Source organism: Pseudomonas sp. 910_23 (genome assembly GCF_052850795.1).
The window spans coordinates 312,792-329,163 of the sequence record NZ_VXCZ01000003.1 but is presented as its reverse complement, the minus strand read 5'-3'; the positions used below and the strand labels follow the sequence as shown (position 1 = coordinate 329,163).

The 16,372-nt window shown below is 59.2% G+C and carries 13 protein-coding genes and 1 pseudogene; 4 read left to right on the top strand and 10 right to left on the bottom strand.

Going from position 1 to position 16,372, the window contains the following annotated elements:
* Positions 1-13: 13 nt before the first annotated feature.
* Entirely contained in the window at positions 14-907 is an 894-nt protein-coding gene (locus tag FW800_RS05590) for a LysR family transcriptional regulator (protein WP_446437197.1), read from the top strand.
* Between the two features lie 237 nt (positions 908-1,144).
* Here FW800_RS05590 and FW800_RS05585 read toward each other — a convergent pair whose 3' ends face one another.
* The gene (locus FW800_RS05585) at positions 1,145-1,867 is read right to left on the bottom strand and encodes a hypothetical protein (protein WP_446437180.1); all 723 of its coding nucleotides are present in this window, start codon (positions 1,865-1,867) and stop codon (positions 1,145-1,147) included.
* A 387-nt stretch (positions 1,868-2,254) separates the two neighbouring features.
* Here FW800_RS05585 and FW800_RS05580 point away from each other — a divergent pair, with 387 nt between their 5' ends.
* Complete coding sequence (locus FW800_RS05580) at positions 2,255-3,469, top strand: aldose 1-epimerase family protein (protein ID WP_446437179.1); 1,215 nt, start codon at positions 2,255-2,257, stop codon at positions 3,467-3,469.
* Positions 3,470-3,568: 99 nt separating this feature from the next.
* Here the strand turns inward: FW800_RS05580 and FW800_RS05575 are convergent, their stop codons facing one another.
* Both FW800_RS05575 and FW800_RS05570 read right to left on the bottom strand, forming a co-directional pair.
* The gene (locus tag FW800_RS05575) at positions 3,569-4,108 is read right to left on the bottom strand and encodes an AAA family ATPase (protein WP_446437178.1); all 540 of its coding nucleotides are present in this window, start codon (positions 4,106-4,108) and stop codon (positions 3,569-3,571) included.
* Positions 4,109-4,259: 151 nt separating this feature from the next.
* Positions 4,260-4,880, bottom strand: a complete 621-nt coding sequence (locus tag FW800_RS05570) for a LysE family translocator (protein ID WP_446437177.1) — start codon at positions 4,878-4,880, stop codon at positions 4,260-4,262.
* Between the two features lie 190 nt (positions 4,881-5,070).
* Between FW800_RS05570 and FW800_RS05565 the strand changes: the two genes are divergently transcribed.
* A complete protein-coding gene (locus tag FW800_RS05565) occupies positions 5,071-5,586 on the top strand; it encodes an N-acetyltransferase family protein (RefSeq protein WP_446437176.1) in 516 nt (171 codons plus the stop codon).
* Here FW800_RS05565 and FW800_RS05560 read toward each other — a convergent pair.
* The 4 genes from FW800_RS05560 to FW800_RS05545 form a co-directional block, all read right to left on the bottom strand.
* On the bottom strand, positions 5,565-5,783 hold the full coding sequence (locus tag FW800_RS05560) for a DUF6429 family protein (RefSeq protein ID WP_446437175.1): 219 nt from the start codon (positions 5,781-5,783) through the stop codon (positions 5,565-5,567). The genes FW800_RS05565 and FW800_RS05560 overlap by 22 nt on opposite strands.
* Before the next feature lie 102 nt (positions 5,784-5,885).
* Positions 5,886-7,019 (bottom strand): ATP-binding protein, encoded by a 1,134-nt coding sequence (locus FW800_RS05555; RefSeq protein WP_446437174.1) that lies wholly within the window; start codon positions 7,017-7,019, stop codon positions 5,886-5,888.
* Positions 7,020-7,176: 157 nt separating this feature from the next.
* Positions 7,177-7,416, bottom strand: coding sequence for a hypothetical protein (locus FW800_RS05550; protein ID WP_032880922.1), 240 nt, complete (start codon positions 7,414-7,416; stop codon positions 7,177-7,179).
* A gap of 152 nt (positions 7,417-7,568) precedes the next feature.
* Positions 7,569-8,483, bottom strand: coding sequence for a LysR family transcriptional regulator (locus FW800_RS05545; protein WP_103735035.1), 915 nt, complete (start codon positions 8,481-8,483; stop codon positions 7,569-7,571).
* 144 nt (positions 8,484-8,627) lie between these two features.
* Here FW800_RS05545 and FW800_RS05540 point away from each other — a divergent pair, with 144 nt between their 5' ends.
* Positions 8,628-9,638, top strand: a complete 1,011-nt coding sequence (locus FW800_RS05540) for a zinc-dependent alcohol dehydrogenase family protein (protein ID WP_148853957.1) — start codon at positions 8,628-8,630, stop codon at positions 9,636-9,638.
* Between the two features lie 77 nt (positions 9,639-9,715).
* Here the strand turns inward: FW800_RS05540 and FW800_RS05535 are convergent.
* From FW800_RS05535 to FW800_RS05525, 3 genes and pseudogenes are all read right to left on the bottom strand, one after another.
* Positions 9,716-10,222: pseudogene (locus FW800_RS05535) on the bottom strand (methyl-accepting chemotaxis protein); the annotation flags it as partial.
* A gap of 1,167 nt (positions 10,223-11,389) precedes the next feature.
* Complete coding sequence (locus FW800_RS05530; protein WP_446437173.1) at positions 11,390-13,543, bottom strand: TonB-dependent siderophore receptor; 2,154 nt, start codon at positions 13,541-13,543, stop codon at positions 11,390-11,392.
* 218 nt (positions 13,544-13,761) lie between these two features.
* Positions 13,762-16,314 carry an autotransporter family protein gene (locus tag FW800_RS05525; protein WP_446437172.1) on the bottom strand — a complete coding sequence of 851 codons (2,553 nt, stop codon included), beginning with the start codon at positions 16,312-16,314 and terminating at the stop codon, positions 13,762-13,764.
* Positions 16,315-16,372: the final 58 nt, after the last annotated feature.

Genomic DNA, 16,372 nt, shown 5'->3' with positions numbered 1-16,372 from the left:
GCAGGAGGCACAAATGGACATCGGCGGTCGGTCAGGAGAGATGGAAGTGTTCGCCATGGTTGCCGAGCACGGCAGCCTGTCGGGCGCGGCGCGAGCCCTGGGGCTGACGCCATCGTCCATCAGCCGCATCATTACCCGCACCGAAAAGCGCATCGGCACCCGACTGCTGCTGCGCACCACCCGAGCCATCACCTTCACCGCCGAAGGCGAAGCCTACCTGCGCGGCGCCCGGCGCATCCTCGCAGACATGGCCGAAGTCGAAGACGCCATCACCGACCAGGGCACCCCACGCGGCCGCCTGCGAGTCAGCGCCGCACTGGCCCATGGCCGCATGACCATCGTCCCGCTGATCGCCGCCTTCAGCGCCCGCTATCCGGCGATCGTCGTGGACCTGATGCTCGGCGATGAGGTGGTGGACATACTCGGCGGCCAGGCCGACGTCGCCATCCGCTTCGGACCCCTCGCCGACAGCCCGCTGACTGCCCGCCATATCGGCTCCACCGGACAGGTGATCGTCGCCTCACCGGACTACCTGGCAAAACATGGCACCCCGGTAACGCCGCAGGATCTACTCCAGCACAACTGCCTGCGCTTCAACTTCCGCCGCGCGGCGCCGGATTGGCCGTTCAGGGCGGATGGGCGGGAGTTTTCGTTGAAGGTGGCGGGGACGATTGAGGGCAACAGTGGCGAGGTATTGGCACAGTTGGCAAAGCTGGGGGCGGGGATTGCGCGTATTGGGGCGTTTAGTGTGGTGGAGGAGGTGAAGCGGGGGGAGTTGGTGGTGTTGCTGGAGGACTTTAACCCGGGGGATGTGGAGCCGATTCATGCGGTGTTTGTGGGGGGAGGGGCGATGCCGGCGCGGGTTAGGGCGTTTGTGGATTTTTTGGTGGAGAGGCATGGAGATTGACTCGGTGGGTTTTAATCTTTTGGAAGGGGGGCACAGGCGGATTTCGGCGCAAAGCTGCCATTTGCTGAAGCGGGGTTGAGGGACGCGCGTTGCAAGAGAGATTTAGTTACGGCCAAGTTGCAAAAATGATAGTTGTCGTCAAGTTTGGCGAGTGTGTGGGCCAGTTATTTTGCCTCTGGCATCGATATATGCAGTTGCCTGGCAGTCGAAAAAAGCATCCCGAGGAGTATCTGCTTTCTAGGTCTTGATCTCATCTATGTAAATCACTATATAGGCAGGTTTTGTCTTGATTTCCATAACGGTAAGGCTGTACGTTTTATTGTTGTGCGTGAACGCTATTGCAGATCCTGCAACGGCCTCATAGTTTGGCATTATGTAGGAGGATGTTTTTATTTCCATGTGTGCCTTTATTATAGGCGTGCAAGGTGACAAACAGGCGCCGCCGATTCCACCGACTTTTACCGCCAGACCCAAAGACTCCTCAATCCATGTACCCCCCGGGGCAATTGGGCTTTTTTGGGGTAAATCGATATTAGGTGCGGTGGAGCTACTGCTTGGAGGTGGGATTTTGGAACCGAGGTTGTACACGGGAAGCCCTCGTATAATTTCTTTGTATTCCTCTTTAGTGAACGTTCCGTTTGCATATTCCACGCAAAACCTATAATGCACCGTCTCGACAGTTTGAAGTTGAGGGTCGATATCTCTTATTTTTTCGAACTTTTTTTCAAGGCCAATATTTGAGTTGAGTGCTATTTTTTGAATTTCCTTAAGTTTAAGGCTGAGGTCTAAATTACCCTTGTTAAGCGTTTCTACTATGTCCGCGGGTGGCGCAATGCATCTTATTTCTTCGCCTATGCCCTTCACAGTATAATCCGCTCTGTCATTTTGCGTGTTACTGCAGCCAGTCAGAGAAAAAACAAGTAGTGCTGCTAGGGTCTTTATGTATAGCTTATTCGTCATTGCTTACTCTTTAAGTCACACGTCAGGAGGGCATTTTAAAAAAATTGAAACACAAGCATCTAATTTATCGCATCGAGAGTCGTAGCTTTTGGCTCAATAAGAGTACGGCGTGAATTCCTGCTTCCGGGCGCCAAGGGCCTCCTGATCATATCTGAAAACGATGTCGATACGCCATCATCGTTCCTGACCCTACGCATCAGCCTGAGAATAAAGACGGCTTGCTGTCCAAGCTAAAGAAAGCCGCTCACCCCACTTTTTCGCTCCAGTCTATTCCTGACTAGCCTCATTCTCTTCTTGGCATTTCCCCGCTCCATCTCGCTTGTTAAGCTTGCTGAAACGTTTCATCGAGTTTATAAATCGCACACAACTCCAAGAAAGGCGACCGCTATGACCCCGCTAAAACTCCTCGTTGCCCTCAGCGCACTGTCCGCTGCCTCCCACGCCATGGCCTGGGATTACGTGCTGCTCGACACCGACAAAGCCGCCCAGAACTGGCAGATCACCAGCCAGCAGCTCGGCGTACAAACCGACAAGCCCTTCAGCGTTACCCTGCGCACCTTGCACGGTGGTCGGCAGGAGGGGGTGAGCATCGTTGATATCGATAACGGCACGATGAAGCTTTCGGTGGTGCCGACTCGCGGTATGAACGTGTTGCAGGCTTCGGTCGGCGATGTGCGGATGGGTTGGGATTCGCCGGTCAAGGAAGTGGTCAATCCGTCGTTCATCGAGCTCAATGGCCGCGGTGGGTTGGGCTGGCTGGAAGGTTTCAACGAGCTGGTCACCCGCTGCGGCTACGAGTGGGTCGGCCACCCCGGCATCGACAACGGCGAACTGCTGACCCTGCACGGGCGGGCCGCCAATATTCCTGCGAATAAAGTCACGCTGCATATCGATGAAAAACCACCGTATGCCATCACCCTGCGCGGCGAGCTGAAAGAGCAGGCGTTCAAGAAGGTCGACTTCTCTGTCGCGACCGAACTGGTCACTCAACCCGGCAGTGTGGTGTTTGCCCTCAATGACACCCTGACCAACAACGGCGACTATCCGAAGGAATACCAGGCGCTGTATCACAGTAACTTCAGCACCCCGTTCCTGGAGCAGGGCGCGCAGTTCGTCGCGCCGGTGAAGCAGGTGTCGCCGTTCAACGACAAGGCCAAGGGCGAATTGGCCGACTGGCAAACCTATCGCGCACCGACCAAGGACTATGACGAAACGGTCTACAACGTGGTGCCATATGCCGATGCCAAGGGCGATACCTTGACCGTGCTGCATAACAAGGCCGGCAGCCTGGGCGTTTCGGTTGGCTTCAATACGCAGACACTGCCGGTATTTTCCCTCTGGAAAAACACCGACACCCAAGGCCAGGGCTATGTCACGGGGCTGGAGCCGGGGACGAGTTTTTCCTACAACCGTCGTTATCAGCGGCCACTGAATCTGGTGCCGACAATCGGGCCGAAGGAACACAAGCAGTTCCGCATCAGCTACAGCCTGTTGGCGGACAAGGCCGCTGTGGATAAGGCTTTGAAGCAGGTCAGCGAAATTCAGGATGGGCGTGAGACTGAGGTGCGGCAGACGCCGTTGGTTGATTTGACCAAGGAATGACGCCGCCTGGTGCATCATTGCGATGTTATTGATGTTGAGCACCCACGCTTATGCGGGGTGCGGCAACATTAACGACGGAGTGAAGCCGTCAGCCGTCGATCAATCTGGCGTTGTCCGGCCAGTCGAACGTCCAATGCTCGCAAGAAATATCCGGGTGTCCCGATTGGACCGCAGATGAACCACACGGCAGGCGGGTGGGGCAGCCTCCACGAGTTGTTGCATCTTTACTCGTGCTGACTCTTTGGTCTGCCACATGAATCTAAAAAACTCCGGCAGGTTCGCCAGTCGTTCGGGGCAGTCCTCCGGCAAGTCAGGCCGAGTCTGACCGCGTTTGAGCAGCGTCCTGAGCAATACGCGCCAGAATCGGAGCGTCGCCGAACGGTCAATCCATATCACCAGATCTGCGCGGGCCAGCCGGTTGTCCCAAGTGGTTGAATGCCCACCTTCGAATATCCAGCGTTCACGGGCCTCGACCTCAAGGCAAAGCTGAGTCTTCGCGTCGCGGCTGCGTTCGATCCATCCTGGCTGCCAGTGGATAGTGTCGATATGAACGACCGGCAAACCCGTGCACTGACCAAGTTTGCGCGCCAAGGTGCTTTTGCCTGACCCAGGTTGACCCACAATCATCACCCGTCGCATCGAAGCTCCTTCTCGCTGTGCGCGCTGAATTTTTGGGGTGGCGATTTTACGTCAATGCCTGTCTGCGTCAACGTGCACACGCAAACCCAAGAGCGCCACCTTTTATCCAGGCACCCCGTGCCAACGTTGGCGGTCTTCGACAGTGGTTGGGTTACGCCCTGCGCGCCGTTAACAACACTGCCGCCGCCGCTGACAGCAACCCCGCGCAGCAACGATTGAAGATGCGCTTGCCCCTTGGCTCGGCAAACCAGCGGCGCATATGCAGGCCCATGTAGGCGTAGGCGCTGATGGCGATCCATTCCAGGGCCAGGAACATCGCGCCCAGCAGGGCGAACTGTGCGGTGATGGGTTGGCCAGGTACCACGAACTGCGGCAGGAAAGCGGTGAAGATCAGGATGGCTTTCGGGTTGCCCGCCGCCACCAGAAACTCCTGCCGTGCCAGGGCCCATAAGCCGACCTGGTGAGCGGCTGTTTGTGACTCTGCCTGTGGTTGCGCACGCCATAGCTGATACGCCAGATAAAACAGATACGCCGCGCCAAGTATCTTGATCCCGTAAAACAACAACTCCGACGTTTGCAGCACCACCGCCAACCCGGCGGAGGCGAGGGCGATCATGCAGGCAAAGGCCAGCAACCGACCGAGACCTGCGAGGCAGGAGGTGCGGTAGCCGTAACGGGTGGCGTTGCTTACCGACAGCAGGTTGTTGGGGCCAGGCGCCATGTTCAGGGCGAAGCAGGCAGGCAAGAAGAGGGCGAGGGTGGCGAGGTCCATGGCGGCTCCGGGTTTGGTCGGATGAGAGCGTTGAGGATAGGGGCAGTCGGCAGGGACAGCAATGAGGCTGGCAGTGCATCTGCGTGCCGGAGCGCAAGATCTTTATTTCATCCCCGGCGTAACTGATTTTGTCATAGGCCCGTAGGCACACTGCGAAGACAAGATTCAGTGCACGAGGGAAGGAGCCCGCATGATTCGCAGAGCATTACCCACCGACGCAAACGCCATTGCCCAAGTGCATATCAGCAGCTGGCAAGAGGCGTATCGCGACCTGATGCCCACCGACTACTTGAACGGGTTGCAAGCCACCCTGGCTCAGCGCGAAGCCTATTGGTGTCGCTCGATAACAGCGGGCGAACCGGAAGTATGGGTCGCAGAGGTGGACCAGCAGATTGTCGGGTGGATAGCCGTTGGCGCCAGCCGTGACGAAGAGGTCGCCGGGGCAAATGCAGGGGAGGTTATGGCCATCTATGTTCTGGCCAGGTATTGGCAAACGGGCGTCGGGCTGGCGCTGTGGAACGCGGGTTTGCAGGCGTTGGTTCAGCAGGGGTATGACTGCCTGACGCTTTGGGTTCTGGCCCGCAATGAGCGGGCCATGCGCTTTTATCGCAGGGTCGGTTGTGTCGAGGACGCAGGCAGCGAACTCAAGATTGAGAGGGGCGGCGTCACGCTGGTGGAGGTGCGCTACAGGTTGTCCTTTACCTGAGCTTTTGTTCCAAACAACCGATCAGCCAGTTGCCGGCCTCGCTCCAGCCCTTGCGTCGTCAACCAAATCGACTTGTTCTTGTTGACCGGGTTCAGAATATAACCATGCCGGTCAGTTAAACGTAGATCTCCTGTGGGAGGGGGCTTGCTCGCGAAAGCGGTGGGGGCCGACGTCTTCGCGGGCAAGCCCGCTCCCACATTTGATCTGCGCTGCTTTGAGCATTTCGTTCGCTTAACTGACTGGCATTAGGGCTTGCCCCTTCCCATCGGTTCAGGGTCGCGCCGAAGCTGTGTTGATACCTAGGCTATCGAATTGAGGGGAAGCCGCACATGAAACACCGTGCCGTGTTCGGTATCAGAGCTGACCTCAATCGATCCGCCATGGGACGCGACGATTTCCGAGGCGATGAACAGGCCCAGGCCCAAGCCCTCTGTGGGGCCGTGATTGACGGCAGTACGCTGAGAGAAGCGGCCCATCGGGTTGAAGATGAACGGCAGCACATCCTCAGGTATCGCCTCTCCACTGTTGTGCACGGAAAATACCGCGAAATCTTCCTGTAACCCCAACTCGACCTGGATAGGCCGCGTGGTGTCGCCATGCTGCACGGCGTTGCTGACGATGTTCGAGAACACCTGCTCCATTCGGGCGCCGTCGAACTGGCCCGACGCCTGGGTCTTCGAATCGAACAGGATGATCGCTTCAGGATGAAACGTGCGGATTTCTTCTACGACACGCTGGCAAAGCGGTGAGAGATCTATATCGGCCGTTCTGACCGGAATGCCCGGCCCCATCTGGCAGCGGGTCAGGTCGAGCAAGTCGCCGACGATCTTGCTCGCTCGGCGCACACTGGTGTAGATCTGATTGGCCACTTTGTTCGCCTTGGGGCCCGCATCCTGTGAGCGCCGCAGCATGTCGGCACCCAGCAGGATCGCGCCGAGCGGCGTGCGCAGGTCGTGGCCGAGGATGCCCAGAAACACGTTGCGCGATGCCTCGACCGCGCGCGAATAGCTGGCGATGGACTCGGCGAGCGCCTGGTCAATGGCCTCGTGGAAACGGGTCATGTCGTCAACGTTGATCGGCGTGCCGTCCTTGATCTGGCGCATCCACTGGCTGACCACACTGGTGCGCAGGGCGCGGTATTCCGACACCATCTGATCGATGGTGAAGCCGGCCATCAACCGCGTGATGGCGTGGATTTCTGCCGCGGTCTCCTGCTCCTCCGCGGGGGCCAGGCCCTGGGCCTTGGCGATTTGCTCTTGGCGGGTCTGTTTGGTTCGCAGGTCGCTGACGATGGCTCGCAACATCTGCTCGGCATGGTCGCGCAGCGCCACGCTGTCGAGATCCTCGCCCGGGGTGTCGAGGGTTCTGGCGAAATCTTCCCAGGCTTGCAGAATCGGTTCGAGGTGCTCAAGGATGAAATCGGCCAGGCGCATGTCTGTAATCCTGAAGGGTAGGGCACAAGAGCGAGGCTGCGCAGATGCAGGGAAATTCCCGGCAGTGTAGGAGGTTGTTCGCAGCTTTAAAAGCGCGGCCGGGGGTAGCGATAGCATTGATCCACTCTGCGTGCCGACAGAGTTCATCCCGCTGACGCTAAAACCCGAGTGTCAGCGACCTCAGCTTGCGCTCTACAATGCTGTCAAAATGGCTTGCCAGTTGCTCACAGCGCTCGGATGTCAGCCCCTTGCAGCAGGTTATTCCCAGAACAAACCCCTGGGCTTTGGCCCCCCCTTTTACTGCAAGAATCATCGACCCCGCGAGTTCGATCTCGCGAAGGAGTCTGTCAGCCTGTCGCTTTATGGGGCCGGGCAAATCGTTGAAGGCTTCTTTCATGGCTGTCTCCGCAACGTTCATTACACACACAAGACATCTGAGGCACTGTCGGCCTCTTGTAGCATCGACCGAAGGAAGGTTGCGGAGTTTCGCAGTGGGCCGGTAGGAAGCGATGACGTGCAGCCTGTTACAGTTTTCAGTGGCGCTACGGCTTACTTGTGCAGCCACTCGGCCTGTAGCTGCACGAAGTTCTCCTGCAACCATTCAATGAATACCTGCACCTGCGGCGCCAAGTGAGTGCGGCTCGGGTACAGCAGCGACACCGGGCGTGGGGCAGGCCGATAGGCGTGCAGGATTTCCACCAGCGCGCCGCTGTGCAGATGTTCTGCCACGGTGATGCCGGGCGCCTGGATAATGCCGAAGCCCGACACGCCGCACTGCACGTAGGCGTTTGACTCGGTGACGGTAATGCCCGCTTGACTGACCAGGGTTCGATTATGACCCTTGACCGAGAAATGCCACGGCAATATACGGTTGCTTTGGCCGGACAGGAAGTTGACGCCTCGATGGCCGGCCAGCGCTTCAAGGGTGTCTGGGTGGCCATGGGCACGCAGGTAGTCGGGGGCCGCGCAGGTCACCATGGTTGCCCGGGCGATGGGACGAGCGATGAGGCTGGAGTCAGGCAAGTTACCTATGCGCAACGCACAATCGATACCTTCGCCAACCAAATCCACGGCCCGATCAGTCACGCCCAGCACCAGGTTGATGCCGGGGAAACGGTCGGTGAAGCCCTTGAGACTATCAATGAATTTCATTTGTGCGAAGGCGGTCGGGATATCGATCCTCAGACGTCCCGCGAGCGTCGCCCCGGTGCGGTCGAACATGCTGGTGGCGGCGCTGATATCCGCGAGAATGTCCTGCACGCGTGCGTAAAAGCGTTCGCCCTCGGCAGTGAGGGCGACTTTGCGGGTGGTGCGCTGGAACAGGCGTACGCCCAATGATGCCTCCAGCTCCTGGATATACCGGGTGACTTGGGGGCGACCGATGTTCAGTGATTGCGCGGCCTTGGTAAAACTGCCGAGCTCCGCCAGCCTGGCGAATAGGCGCATTGATTCGAGTAATTGCATGAAAGCCCTGAATGTGATTGTTGTCTCAGGATAGAACAAAGCTGTCTTTTTCTGCGTATTTATTGCGCGCCGCCGCTGGCCAATGATGAGCCCCTGGCAAACCGATTGCGGTTTGCGGGTATTACCTGCATTTGGAGACTCATCATGAAAGCGTGGTTATTGAAAGACTTCGGCCTCGACAACCTGCAACTGGGCGAAGTAGCCACCCCACAACCGCAGGCTGGCGAGTTGTTGGTCAAGGTCGGGGCCGTCTCGCTGAACTATCGCGACAAGGCCATCGTCGACGGCATTTATGAACCGCATAAAGTCCCCAAACCATTGATTCCAGTGAGTGATGCGGCCGGCACCGTGGTAGCGCTGGGGGATGGGGTGACTCGCTTCAAAGTCGGCGACCGGGTCAACTCCCATCTTTATTCACGCTGGCTGGATGGCGCGCCTGGGCCGCACGAACCGGATTACTGCTTTGGCTCGCCGCTACCGGGCGGATTGGCTGAGTACATGATCATCCACCAAGACAGCGCTGTGGCTGCACCTGCCAACATGAGCGATGAAGAGGCCGCGACATTGCCTATCGCGGCGCTCACTGCCTGGTATTCGCTGGTCGACTTCGGACAGATCCAACCGGGGCAAACCGTGCTGGTGCAAGGTACGGGCGGGGTGTCGATATTCGCCGTGCAAATCGCCACCGCGTTGGGTGCGAAAGTGATTGCAACCTCAAGCCGCGATGACAATCTACAGGCCGTGAAACGCCGGGGCGCGGTCGCTGGCATCAACTATCGAACCACTCCGGACTGGGCTGGCGAGGTACTGAAACTCACCGACGGCAAGGGTGTCGACCTGTTGCTCGACGTGGCTGGCGGCAGCGGCGTCAACCAGTCAGTGGCAGCCACCAAGGCATCCGGGCGGATTGCGCAGATCGGCTTTTTGACCGGTCAGACGGCGGCGCTTGATTTGATGCCGCTGATCTTTCGGCAGACAACCCTTCGCGGTATTGCGGTAGCACCTCGGTCATCGTTCGACCGGATGAATGAATTCCTCAACCAACACGATATTCGCCCTGTTATCGACCAGGTGTATCCGTTTGAGCAGGCACGTGAGGCTTACGCGCATTTGGCGAAGGGTGCGTTTGGGAAGGTAGTGATCAAGGTGGGTTAACCGACCTTGATCACTGCAATGAGCACGTCTGTCGCCAATGCGTGAGCGGCATTTACGCTGATATTCGGGTTGACGGATCAAGGATGAAACCTGCGCCCCAACGCATCCAGGCGCACTGCAATCGGCGGCAGGCGTTCGCTGCTGCGCGCCAGGGTTTCGACATCGTCGGCGGTGCTTTGGGCGATGCTCTGCACCGACTGCAAGCGCCCGACGATCTCCAGGTTCGCCGAGGTTTGCTCGCGGGTGGTCGCGACGATGCGGCCGTTAAGTTGATCGATATGCGCGATGTCCTCGCCGACCGCCCGGAGCATCTGCACCGCCAATTGGCTGTCTTGCACGCAACGCTCCACGCCTTCGCGGCTGGCGTGCATGGCTTCGACGGCCTCGCGGCTGCCATGCTGCAGGCCCTCGATGATGGTTTTGATTTCCTGGGTGGAGAGGGCGGTGCGCTGTGCCAGGCTGCGCACTTCGTCGGCGACCACGGCAAACCCGCGGCCTTGCTCGCCGGCGCGGGCGGCTTCGATGGCGGCGTTGAGGGCCAGCAGATTGGTCTGGTTGGCGATGCTGCTGATCACTTCCAGCACCGAGCCGATTTGCTCGGCCTGCACGGCCAACGATTGCACGGTGGATTCAGTGCCGTTGATGCGTGAGGCCAGTTGGCTGATTTCAAGCTGGGCGCGGCCGACGCTCTCCTGGCCGCGAACAATTTGCTGACTGGCTTGGCCGGCGTGTTCGACGGCTTGTTCGACTTGCACCGTAATGTGGCCCATGGCGTCCTCCATGCGCTGCATCGAACCGTTCATTTCGCAGATCTGCACCAGTTGATGCCGCGCACCTTTTTCCAGGGTGCCACTAGCGGTGGCCAGTTCCTGGCCGAGTTGCCCCAGCCCGTGGGAGTCGCGGGCGACACCGTCGATCAGGTGGGTCAGTTGTTGCAGGAAGTGGTCGAAGCGCTTGGCCAGGGACACGCGTACCTTGTCTTCACCCTGCGCGCTTTGCTCGGTGAACTGTGAAGTTACAGCGAGCATCTTCTCAAGCATTTCCTGGCTTTCGACAGCTTCCGCCTGGCTGTGGACCGCCAGGTACAGCAGGGCGACGGTTTCCATCACCACATAAAACGCATGGACGAAGACCATCGTCCAGCCGCCGTGATGCTCCATCACAAACACCGGAAAACCCTGGTGCTGCAGCGCATGGAACACCAAGTGGTGCACGGCGATGGTCAGCGCCGCCACCAGGATCGGCAGCCAGTCACGGTAGAAGGTCAACACCGCCAACAGCGCGAAAATACCGAAGTGGGATTCGATCACCCCGTGCGCCTGATTGATGTGCAACGCCGCCATCACCATCAAGCCGGCGCCCAGTGCGCAACGCATCAAGCGGGTGCCTCCGATGACACGGTAGAGCGCCGTCAGCACGATGCCGGTGCCGCCACCGACGATCAGCGCCTGGAGCAAGGTGCCATGCCAGAACGCCAAGCCCAGGGAGAACAGGAACATCAGCCAGATCAATGCCAGCATGATGCGGTCGGCTTTGCGATAGTGCTCCTGAAAGCGTGTGCGAAGGGGCATTCACGGTTACTCCATGTAGTTATGTCAGCAACCAAGCAGGTGGCGTGCCACGATGGCCGCTGGTCGATAGCAAGTCAGGTGCAGCGTTTTTTACCGGATCAGATCCGGCAATCGGTTATCGGCAGGAGGGAAGGGGACTTGAGTGGAAGGGCGCAGGCCCTCCCACGGTACAGGCTGGAATCAGAAGCTGTACTTGGCGGTCAGCATCATGTTGCGTGGGCTGCCATAGGAGTCGCCGCCATAGTCCACATCGTTGGAAATGGACTGGTAGTACCGGCGATCGAAGATGTTGTTGGCATTGACTTGCAGGTCCAGGTGTTGGTTGACCCGGTAGCCGGCCATCAGGTCGGTGACGGCGTAACCGCCTTGCTTGAGCCGGTAGGTGCTGCCATCGGCCAGCTTGATGTCGTTGTACATGCGGCTCTGCCAGGAGATGTTGCCGCCGACCCGGAGTTTTTCCAGTGGGCCCTGGAAGTTATAGCGAGTGGTGACTTTGAACAGGTGTTCGGGGGTGTCGGTGTCGAACTGCTTGTTGACCTTCTGCGGGTTGGCATCGTCCTTGATGGTGTGGGTTCGCGCGTAGGTGTAGCCACCGCCGACTTGCCAGTTCTCGGTCAAGGCACCTTGCAGTTCGAAGTCGATGCCCTGGCTGCGGATTTCCCCCGAGGCCTGGTTGCAAGAGGCCTGTGGGCAGTTCGGCACAACGATCTGCACGGCGCGGTTTTCCTGGTCAACGCGGAACAGCGCCACGCTCGCATTCAACGCGCCCCCCAGGTATTCGCCCTTGAGGCCGATTTCATAGTTCTTGCCGACGATGGGCTTGAGCGGGGTGCCGGCAGTGCTCTTCTCTTTCTGTGGCGTGAAGATGTCGCTGTAGCTTGCATACACCGAGTGCTGGTCGTTCAGTTCGTAGATCAAGCCGGCGTAGCGGGTGAGGTTGCGGGTAACCTTGTAGTCGCCGTCGCCATCACGGTTGTCGTAGTCATACCAATCCAGGCGCCCGCCAAGGATCAGCTTCAACGGGTCGGCCAGGCTCAGGCGCGAGGTCAGGTAGAAACCGTCCTGGGTGGTGACTTCACGAGCGTTGTTGGTGCGGGTGAAGTTCGGTTTGCCGGCATTGATCGGCCAGTTCATTTCATATGGGCTGTAGTTATGAGTGGTCATGTCGTAGATGCGCTTGCTGGCGCCCACCACCAGTTCATGAGTGCGCCCGAACGCCTCAAACGGGCCGCTGGCAAAGGCGTCGACGCCGGCCTGGTTTTCATCATAGCGGGCCTGATACACCGTGCGGGCGAGGGTCTTGTTCGTCCAGCGCGATTGGTAGGAGCCGGAGAACAATGCGTCCTGTTCGGAATAATTGGCGTTGACCTGCAGGCTCCAGTCATTGGCCAGGCGCTGGCGCAGCTCGGCGAACACGGTATTGATTTCCTGGTCTTTGTTTTCCCAGTCGGTACCGGGGTTGTAGGAGCGCGACAGGTCCAGGTGATGGCCATCCAGGCCGACCATCGAAGCCCCCCAGAAGTAGTTGGTCTTGTCCTTCTGGTTCGAGTAGCCGAGGGTGAGAGTGGTGTCTTCGCTCAGGTCGGCTTCGGTGACGGCGTAGAACAGGCCGTGATCCTGCTCGGCCTTGTCGATAAAGCTGTTGGCGTCGCGGTAGGACGTGACGACGCGACCGCGCCAGGTGCCACTGGGGTTGAGCGGGCTGGAGGCGTCGAATTCGCCACGGTAGTCATCCCAGCTGCCGGCGGCGCCGGTGAGGGTGACTTTCTGTTCGTCCAGGGGCCGCTTGCGGATCAGGTTGATGGCCGCCGAGGGGTTGCCCGCGCCGGTCACCAGGCCGGTAGCGCCGCGCACCACCTCGACGCGGTCGAACATCGCCAGGTTTGGCTGGGCGCCCACCGACGCGCCGTTGTAACCGCTGGGGATACCGTCATACATGAGGTTGTCGACATTGAAGCCGCGTGCGGTGTAAGCCTGCCGGCCGGGGCCGTTGGAGTAGTTCAGGAACAAGCCGGGCGTTGCGTTGACCACGTCGTTGATGCTGGTCATGGCCTGGTCATCCATGCGCTGGCGCGTAATCACGGTGACAGCTTGTGGGGTTTCACGCAGGGTCAGCGGCAGTTTGGTTGCAGTCTTCATCGAGCCGGTGGTGTATGACTCGCTGCCTTCGGTGGTTGCGCCAAGCTGCTGGCCCGACACCTGGGTGGCGCCCAGCTCAATGGTGGCCGGGGCTTCGGCGTCGGCGGCTAGGGCCGCTTGTGAGGTTGCTAGGCAGATCGCCATCGCCATTGAGCTGGGTGAAAAAGCGTTGCTGACGCGTTGTTGCACAGACATGGATATAGGGCTCCCAAAGGCCATCCGTGGCGAATAAAAAATCTGTTGATAATTATTCGCATCAGTGTGGCAGATCCAAGCTCTGGGAAAAAGTCTTACATGGCCGTGTAGGAGCGAGCTTGCTCGCGAAAAATCTCAACGATAACGCGTGTTGGCTGAATGACCGCGGCGTCTGTGAGTTTTTCGCGAGCAAGCTCGCTCCTACAGCGGTTTCTGGGTCAGAAATCCATTCTTACGCCGAGCGTCCCATGGCGGCCGTTGAAGCTATTGCTGTCCAGGTTGCGGTCATAACCGACTTCACCGTACAGGCTGATGCCCTGGGCAACTTGCAGGGTTGCCCCGAGGCTGGCATCCATCGTGGTGGATTTCTGTTCGGTGTCTATACGCGTCACATCGTTGAATATCACACTGTTGTCCCCAGCGCTGGAATGCCAGACATTCGCACGCACATAAGGCTGCAGTGGCAGGCCATTAACGGTGTAATCGCCGCGCAAGCGCACACCCAGGCGCGTAGTGACGTTGGTATCGGCGTCATAGGACACGTCGGAAATACCGTCGTTCTGGCTATCGAGCTTGGTTTTGCCGACGATCAACTGCGCCTGGGGCTCCAGAATCCAGCGAGCGCTCAGCGCGAACGGCCAGCCCACTTCGGCGGAGGCGGCAACGTTATGCCCGCGGGTTTTCATCTTGACGCCACGCGCTGACTCGTTGTTGCCATCAAAGCGGGTGCCCATCAACACCAGGTCAAGATAAGCCTGGTTGGCGCCGATCAGTGTCCAGTAGACCCCCAGGCTATCGCCGCGCAAGGTAGTTTTGCCGGCGTCCTTGTTCTCCCAGCCGCCGTTGAAGCCTTTTACATTGCCTTTGAGGCGACTGTGACCGACGAAGAACCCAAGGCGCTGCAACACGCCGTTGTCCAGCAGGCTGGCGAACACATCGGTGCCGACCTGGAACCCTGTCAGCGAACCGTCCAACGTAGGGTTGACCGCACCGGCGAGACTCTGGCGGCTGCTGCTGCCGTAGACCCGGCCCCAACCTGCCGGCATGCCGCCGGTTTGCTGTTGCCGGCTCTGATCGCCCATGCGCTCGTGATAGGTGCCGAGCATGCCCTGCACGATTTGCTGCGCGGCAGGAAACAACACAGAGTACAGCGGTACTTCGGGGCGATAGATCGGGACCTCCTTGTCAGTGGGGTTAGACGGCAGGGGCGGGGTTCCAACCACCGGCTCAGGCACTGGCGTGACCGGCCCTTCAGGTTCGGGCAGCGGTGTGACCGGAATCGTGGAGCGCAGGTAGTAACTCTGCTCGGTTCCAGCCGTGCTCGCGCCTTTGAACAGGTAGTAGTCAAACGCCCCGGCCGTTACCGTATTGCCCAAGGTAAAGGCAGTGCCAGGCCCGCTGGCGCCATTGAGCGCCTGCACTATCTGGATGCCGTCTTGTAACGTCGCCGCGCCGGCGCCCCCAAGGTTGGTAATCAACAGGGAGGTGTTGCCCTGCAGTGTGCCGCTGCTGACCACCAGTTTGTCGCTGGCCGAGTCGTCTGCTCCCAACACGGTTTGCAGCGCCAGACGCCCGCCGTTGCCGGTGTAGTTGCCGTTGATGGTCAAGGTGTCACGGGCGGTGGTGCTGCCAGTGACCATGTCGAGGGTGCCGCTGTTGGTCACGTTGACCAACTGGCCGGCGGTAAACGGATTGATCCCGCCCGTGTTGACCAGCAGCGAACTGGTGCTATCAATGAGCAGGGCGCCGGTGCCAGTCTCGCTGTCCCCCAGAGTCAACGTCCCGCCCAGGTTCATTTGTGAGCCGTTGTCCAGGTGAATGCTTTCCCAGTTGGCAAACAGGCCGGGATCAGCGGTTTTGGTGTTGTCCAGGGTCAAGGCGTCAATCCCCACGCCACCATCTATCAGTTGCGCCGCCGCCACTTGCTCAGCCACCAGCCCCTGAAGCAGCGCCGTATCGTCGCCGGCCCCCATTAACACGGAGGAATGCAGGTTGCCGCCGGACCAGATAAATTCATCGTTACCGAAGCTGAGCAACACTTGCCCGTTAACCTCACCACCGGAAATGATCACCTGATCGTCACCGCCGCTGACGCTGATATTGCCGCCCACGAACGCGTTGTTTGAAATCAGGATGGTGTCTTTGCCGAAGCCGGTCACCAGGTTGCCGATGATCCGGCCACCAGACATATCGAACCGGTTGTCATCGAGTTTCATGTTGACCCGGCCGATGGTGCCGCCGGTCATCGTCGCATTGTCGCCGTCGTCGAAGCCGCCGGTGATGATGCCGTCGCTCATGTTGAAGACGTCCAGGCCGTCGCCCTGTTCCAGCGAGGCAATGGTGCCGCCGCGCATGTCAAAACGGTCGATCCCCGAGCCCTGGTTGACAGCGCCTGCCTGGCCCCCGGAAATCTCCACCACATCAGCGCCCGCGCCTTGGCTGATGGATCCGGTGATACTGCCCTGGTTGAGCTGGAAAATGTTATTGCCATCACCCTGGTTGAGGTTGCCATCGATGCCCGCGCTCGGGCCGTTGACAACCACGTGATCATTGCCGCTTCCAAAGATCACATTCCCGCTTACTCGACCCGTGGCGGTGAGTTCGAGGGTGTTGTCGCCGCCGGTATCGATAAAGCCCGGCGCGGTGGCGCTGTCACAACTGGAGGTGTCGTTGCCTGGCGTGTTATTGACCGTGCACGCCGCATACGAGGCAAACGGCCATGCCGTCAGAATAATCGCTGAGTACAACAAAGAAGTTATCCGTGTGCGCATGATCCGTCCTCGCTTGAGCACAATGATGTCCCGTCGCCCGGAACAGCGGGCGCGGTTC

What these genes read in the sequence shown, in the direction of transcription:
- FW800_RS05590 (WP_446437197.1), top strand. Translation starts at nt 14, where the DNA reads ATGGACATCGGCGGTCGGTCAGGAGAGATGGAAGTGTTCGCCATGGTT.
- FW800_RS05565 (WP_446437176.1), top strand. Translation starts at nt 5,071, where the DNA reads ATGATTCGCAGAGCATTACCCACCGACGCAAACGCCATTGCCCAAGTG.
- FW800_RS05550 (WP_032880922.1), bottom strand. Translation starts at nt 7,416, where the DNA reads ATGAAAGAAGCCTTCAACGATTTGCCCGGCCCCATAAAGCGACAGGCT.
- FW800_RS05585 (WP_446437180.1), bottom strand. Translation starts at nt 1,867, where the DNA reads ATGACGAATAAGCTATACATAAAGACCCTAGCAGCACTACTTGTTTTT.
- FW800_RS05540 (WP_148853957.1), top strand. Translation starts at nt 8,628, where the DNA reads ATGAAAGCGTGGTTATTGAAAGACTTCGGCCTCGACAACCTGCAACTG.
- FW800_RS05580 (WP_446437179.1), top strand. Translation starts at nt 2,255, where the DNA reads ATGACCCCGCTAAAACTCCTCGTTGCCCTCAGCGCACTGTCCGCTGCC.
- FW800_RS05570 (WP_446437177.1), bottom strand. Translation starts at nt 4,880, where the DNA reads ATGGACCTCGCCACCCTCGCCCTCTTCTTGCCTGCCTGCTTCGCCCTG.
- FW800_RS05545 (WP_103735035.1), bottom strand. Translation starts at nt 8,483, where the DNA reads ATGCAATTACTCGAATCAATGCGCCTATTCGCCAGGCTGGCGGAGCTC.
- FW800_RS05575 (WP_446437178.1), bottom strand. Translation starts at nt 4,108, where the DNA reads ATGCGACGGGTGATGATTGTGGGTCAACCTGGGTCAGGCAAAAGCACC.
- FW800_RS05530 (WP_446437173.1), bottom strand. Translation starts at nt 13,543, where the DNA reads ATGTCTGTGCAACAACGCGTCAGCAACGCTTTTTCACCCAGCTCAATG.
- FW800_RS05555 (WP_446437174.1), bottom strand. Translation starts at nt 7,019, where the DNA reads ATGCGCCTGGCCGATTTCATCCTTGAGCACCTCGAACCGATTCTGCAA.
- FW800_RS05525 (WP_446437172.1), bottom strand. Translation starts at nt 16,314, where the DNA reads ATGCGCACACGGATAACTTCTTTGTTGTACTCAGCGATTATTCTGACG.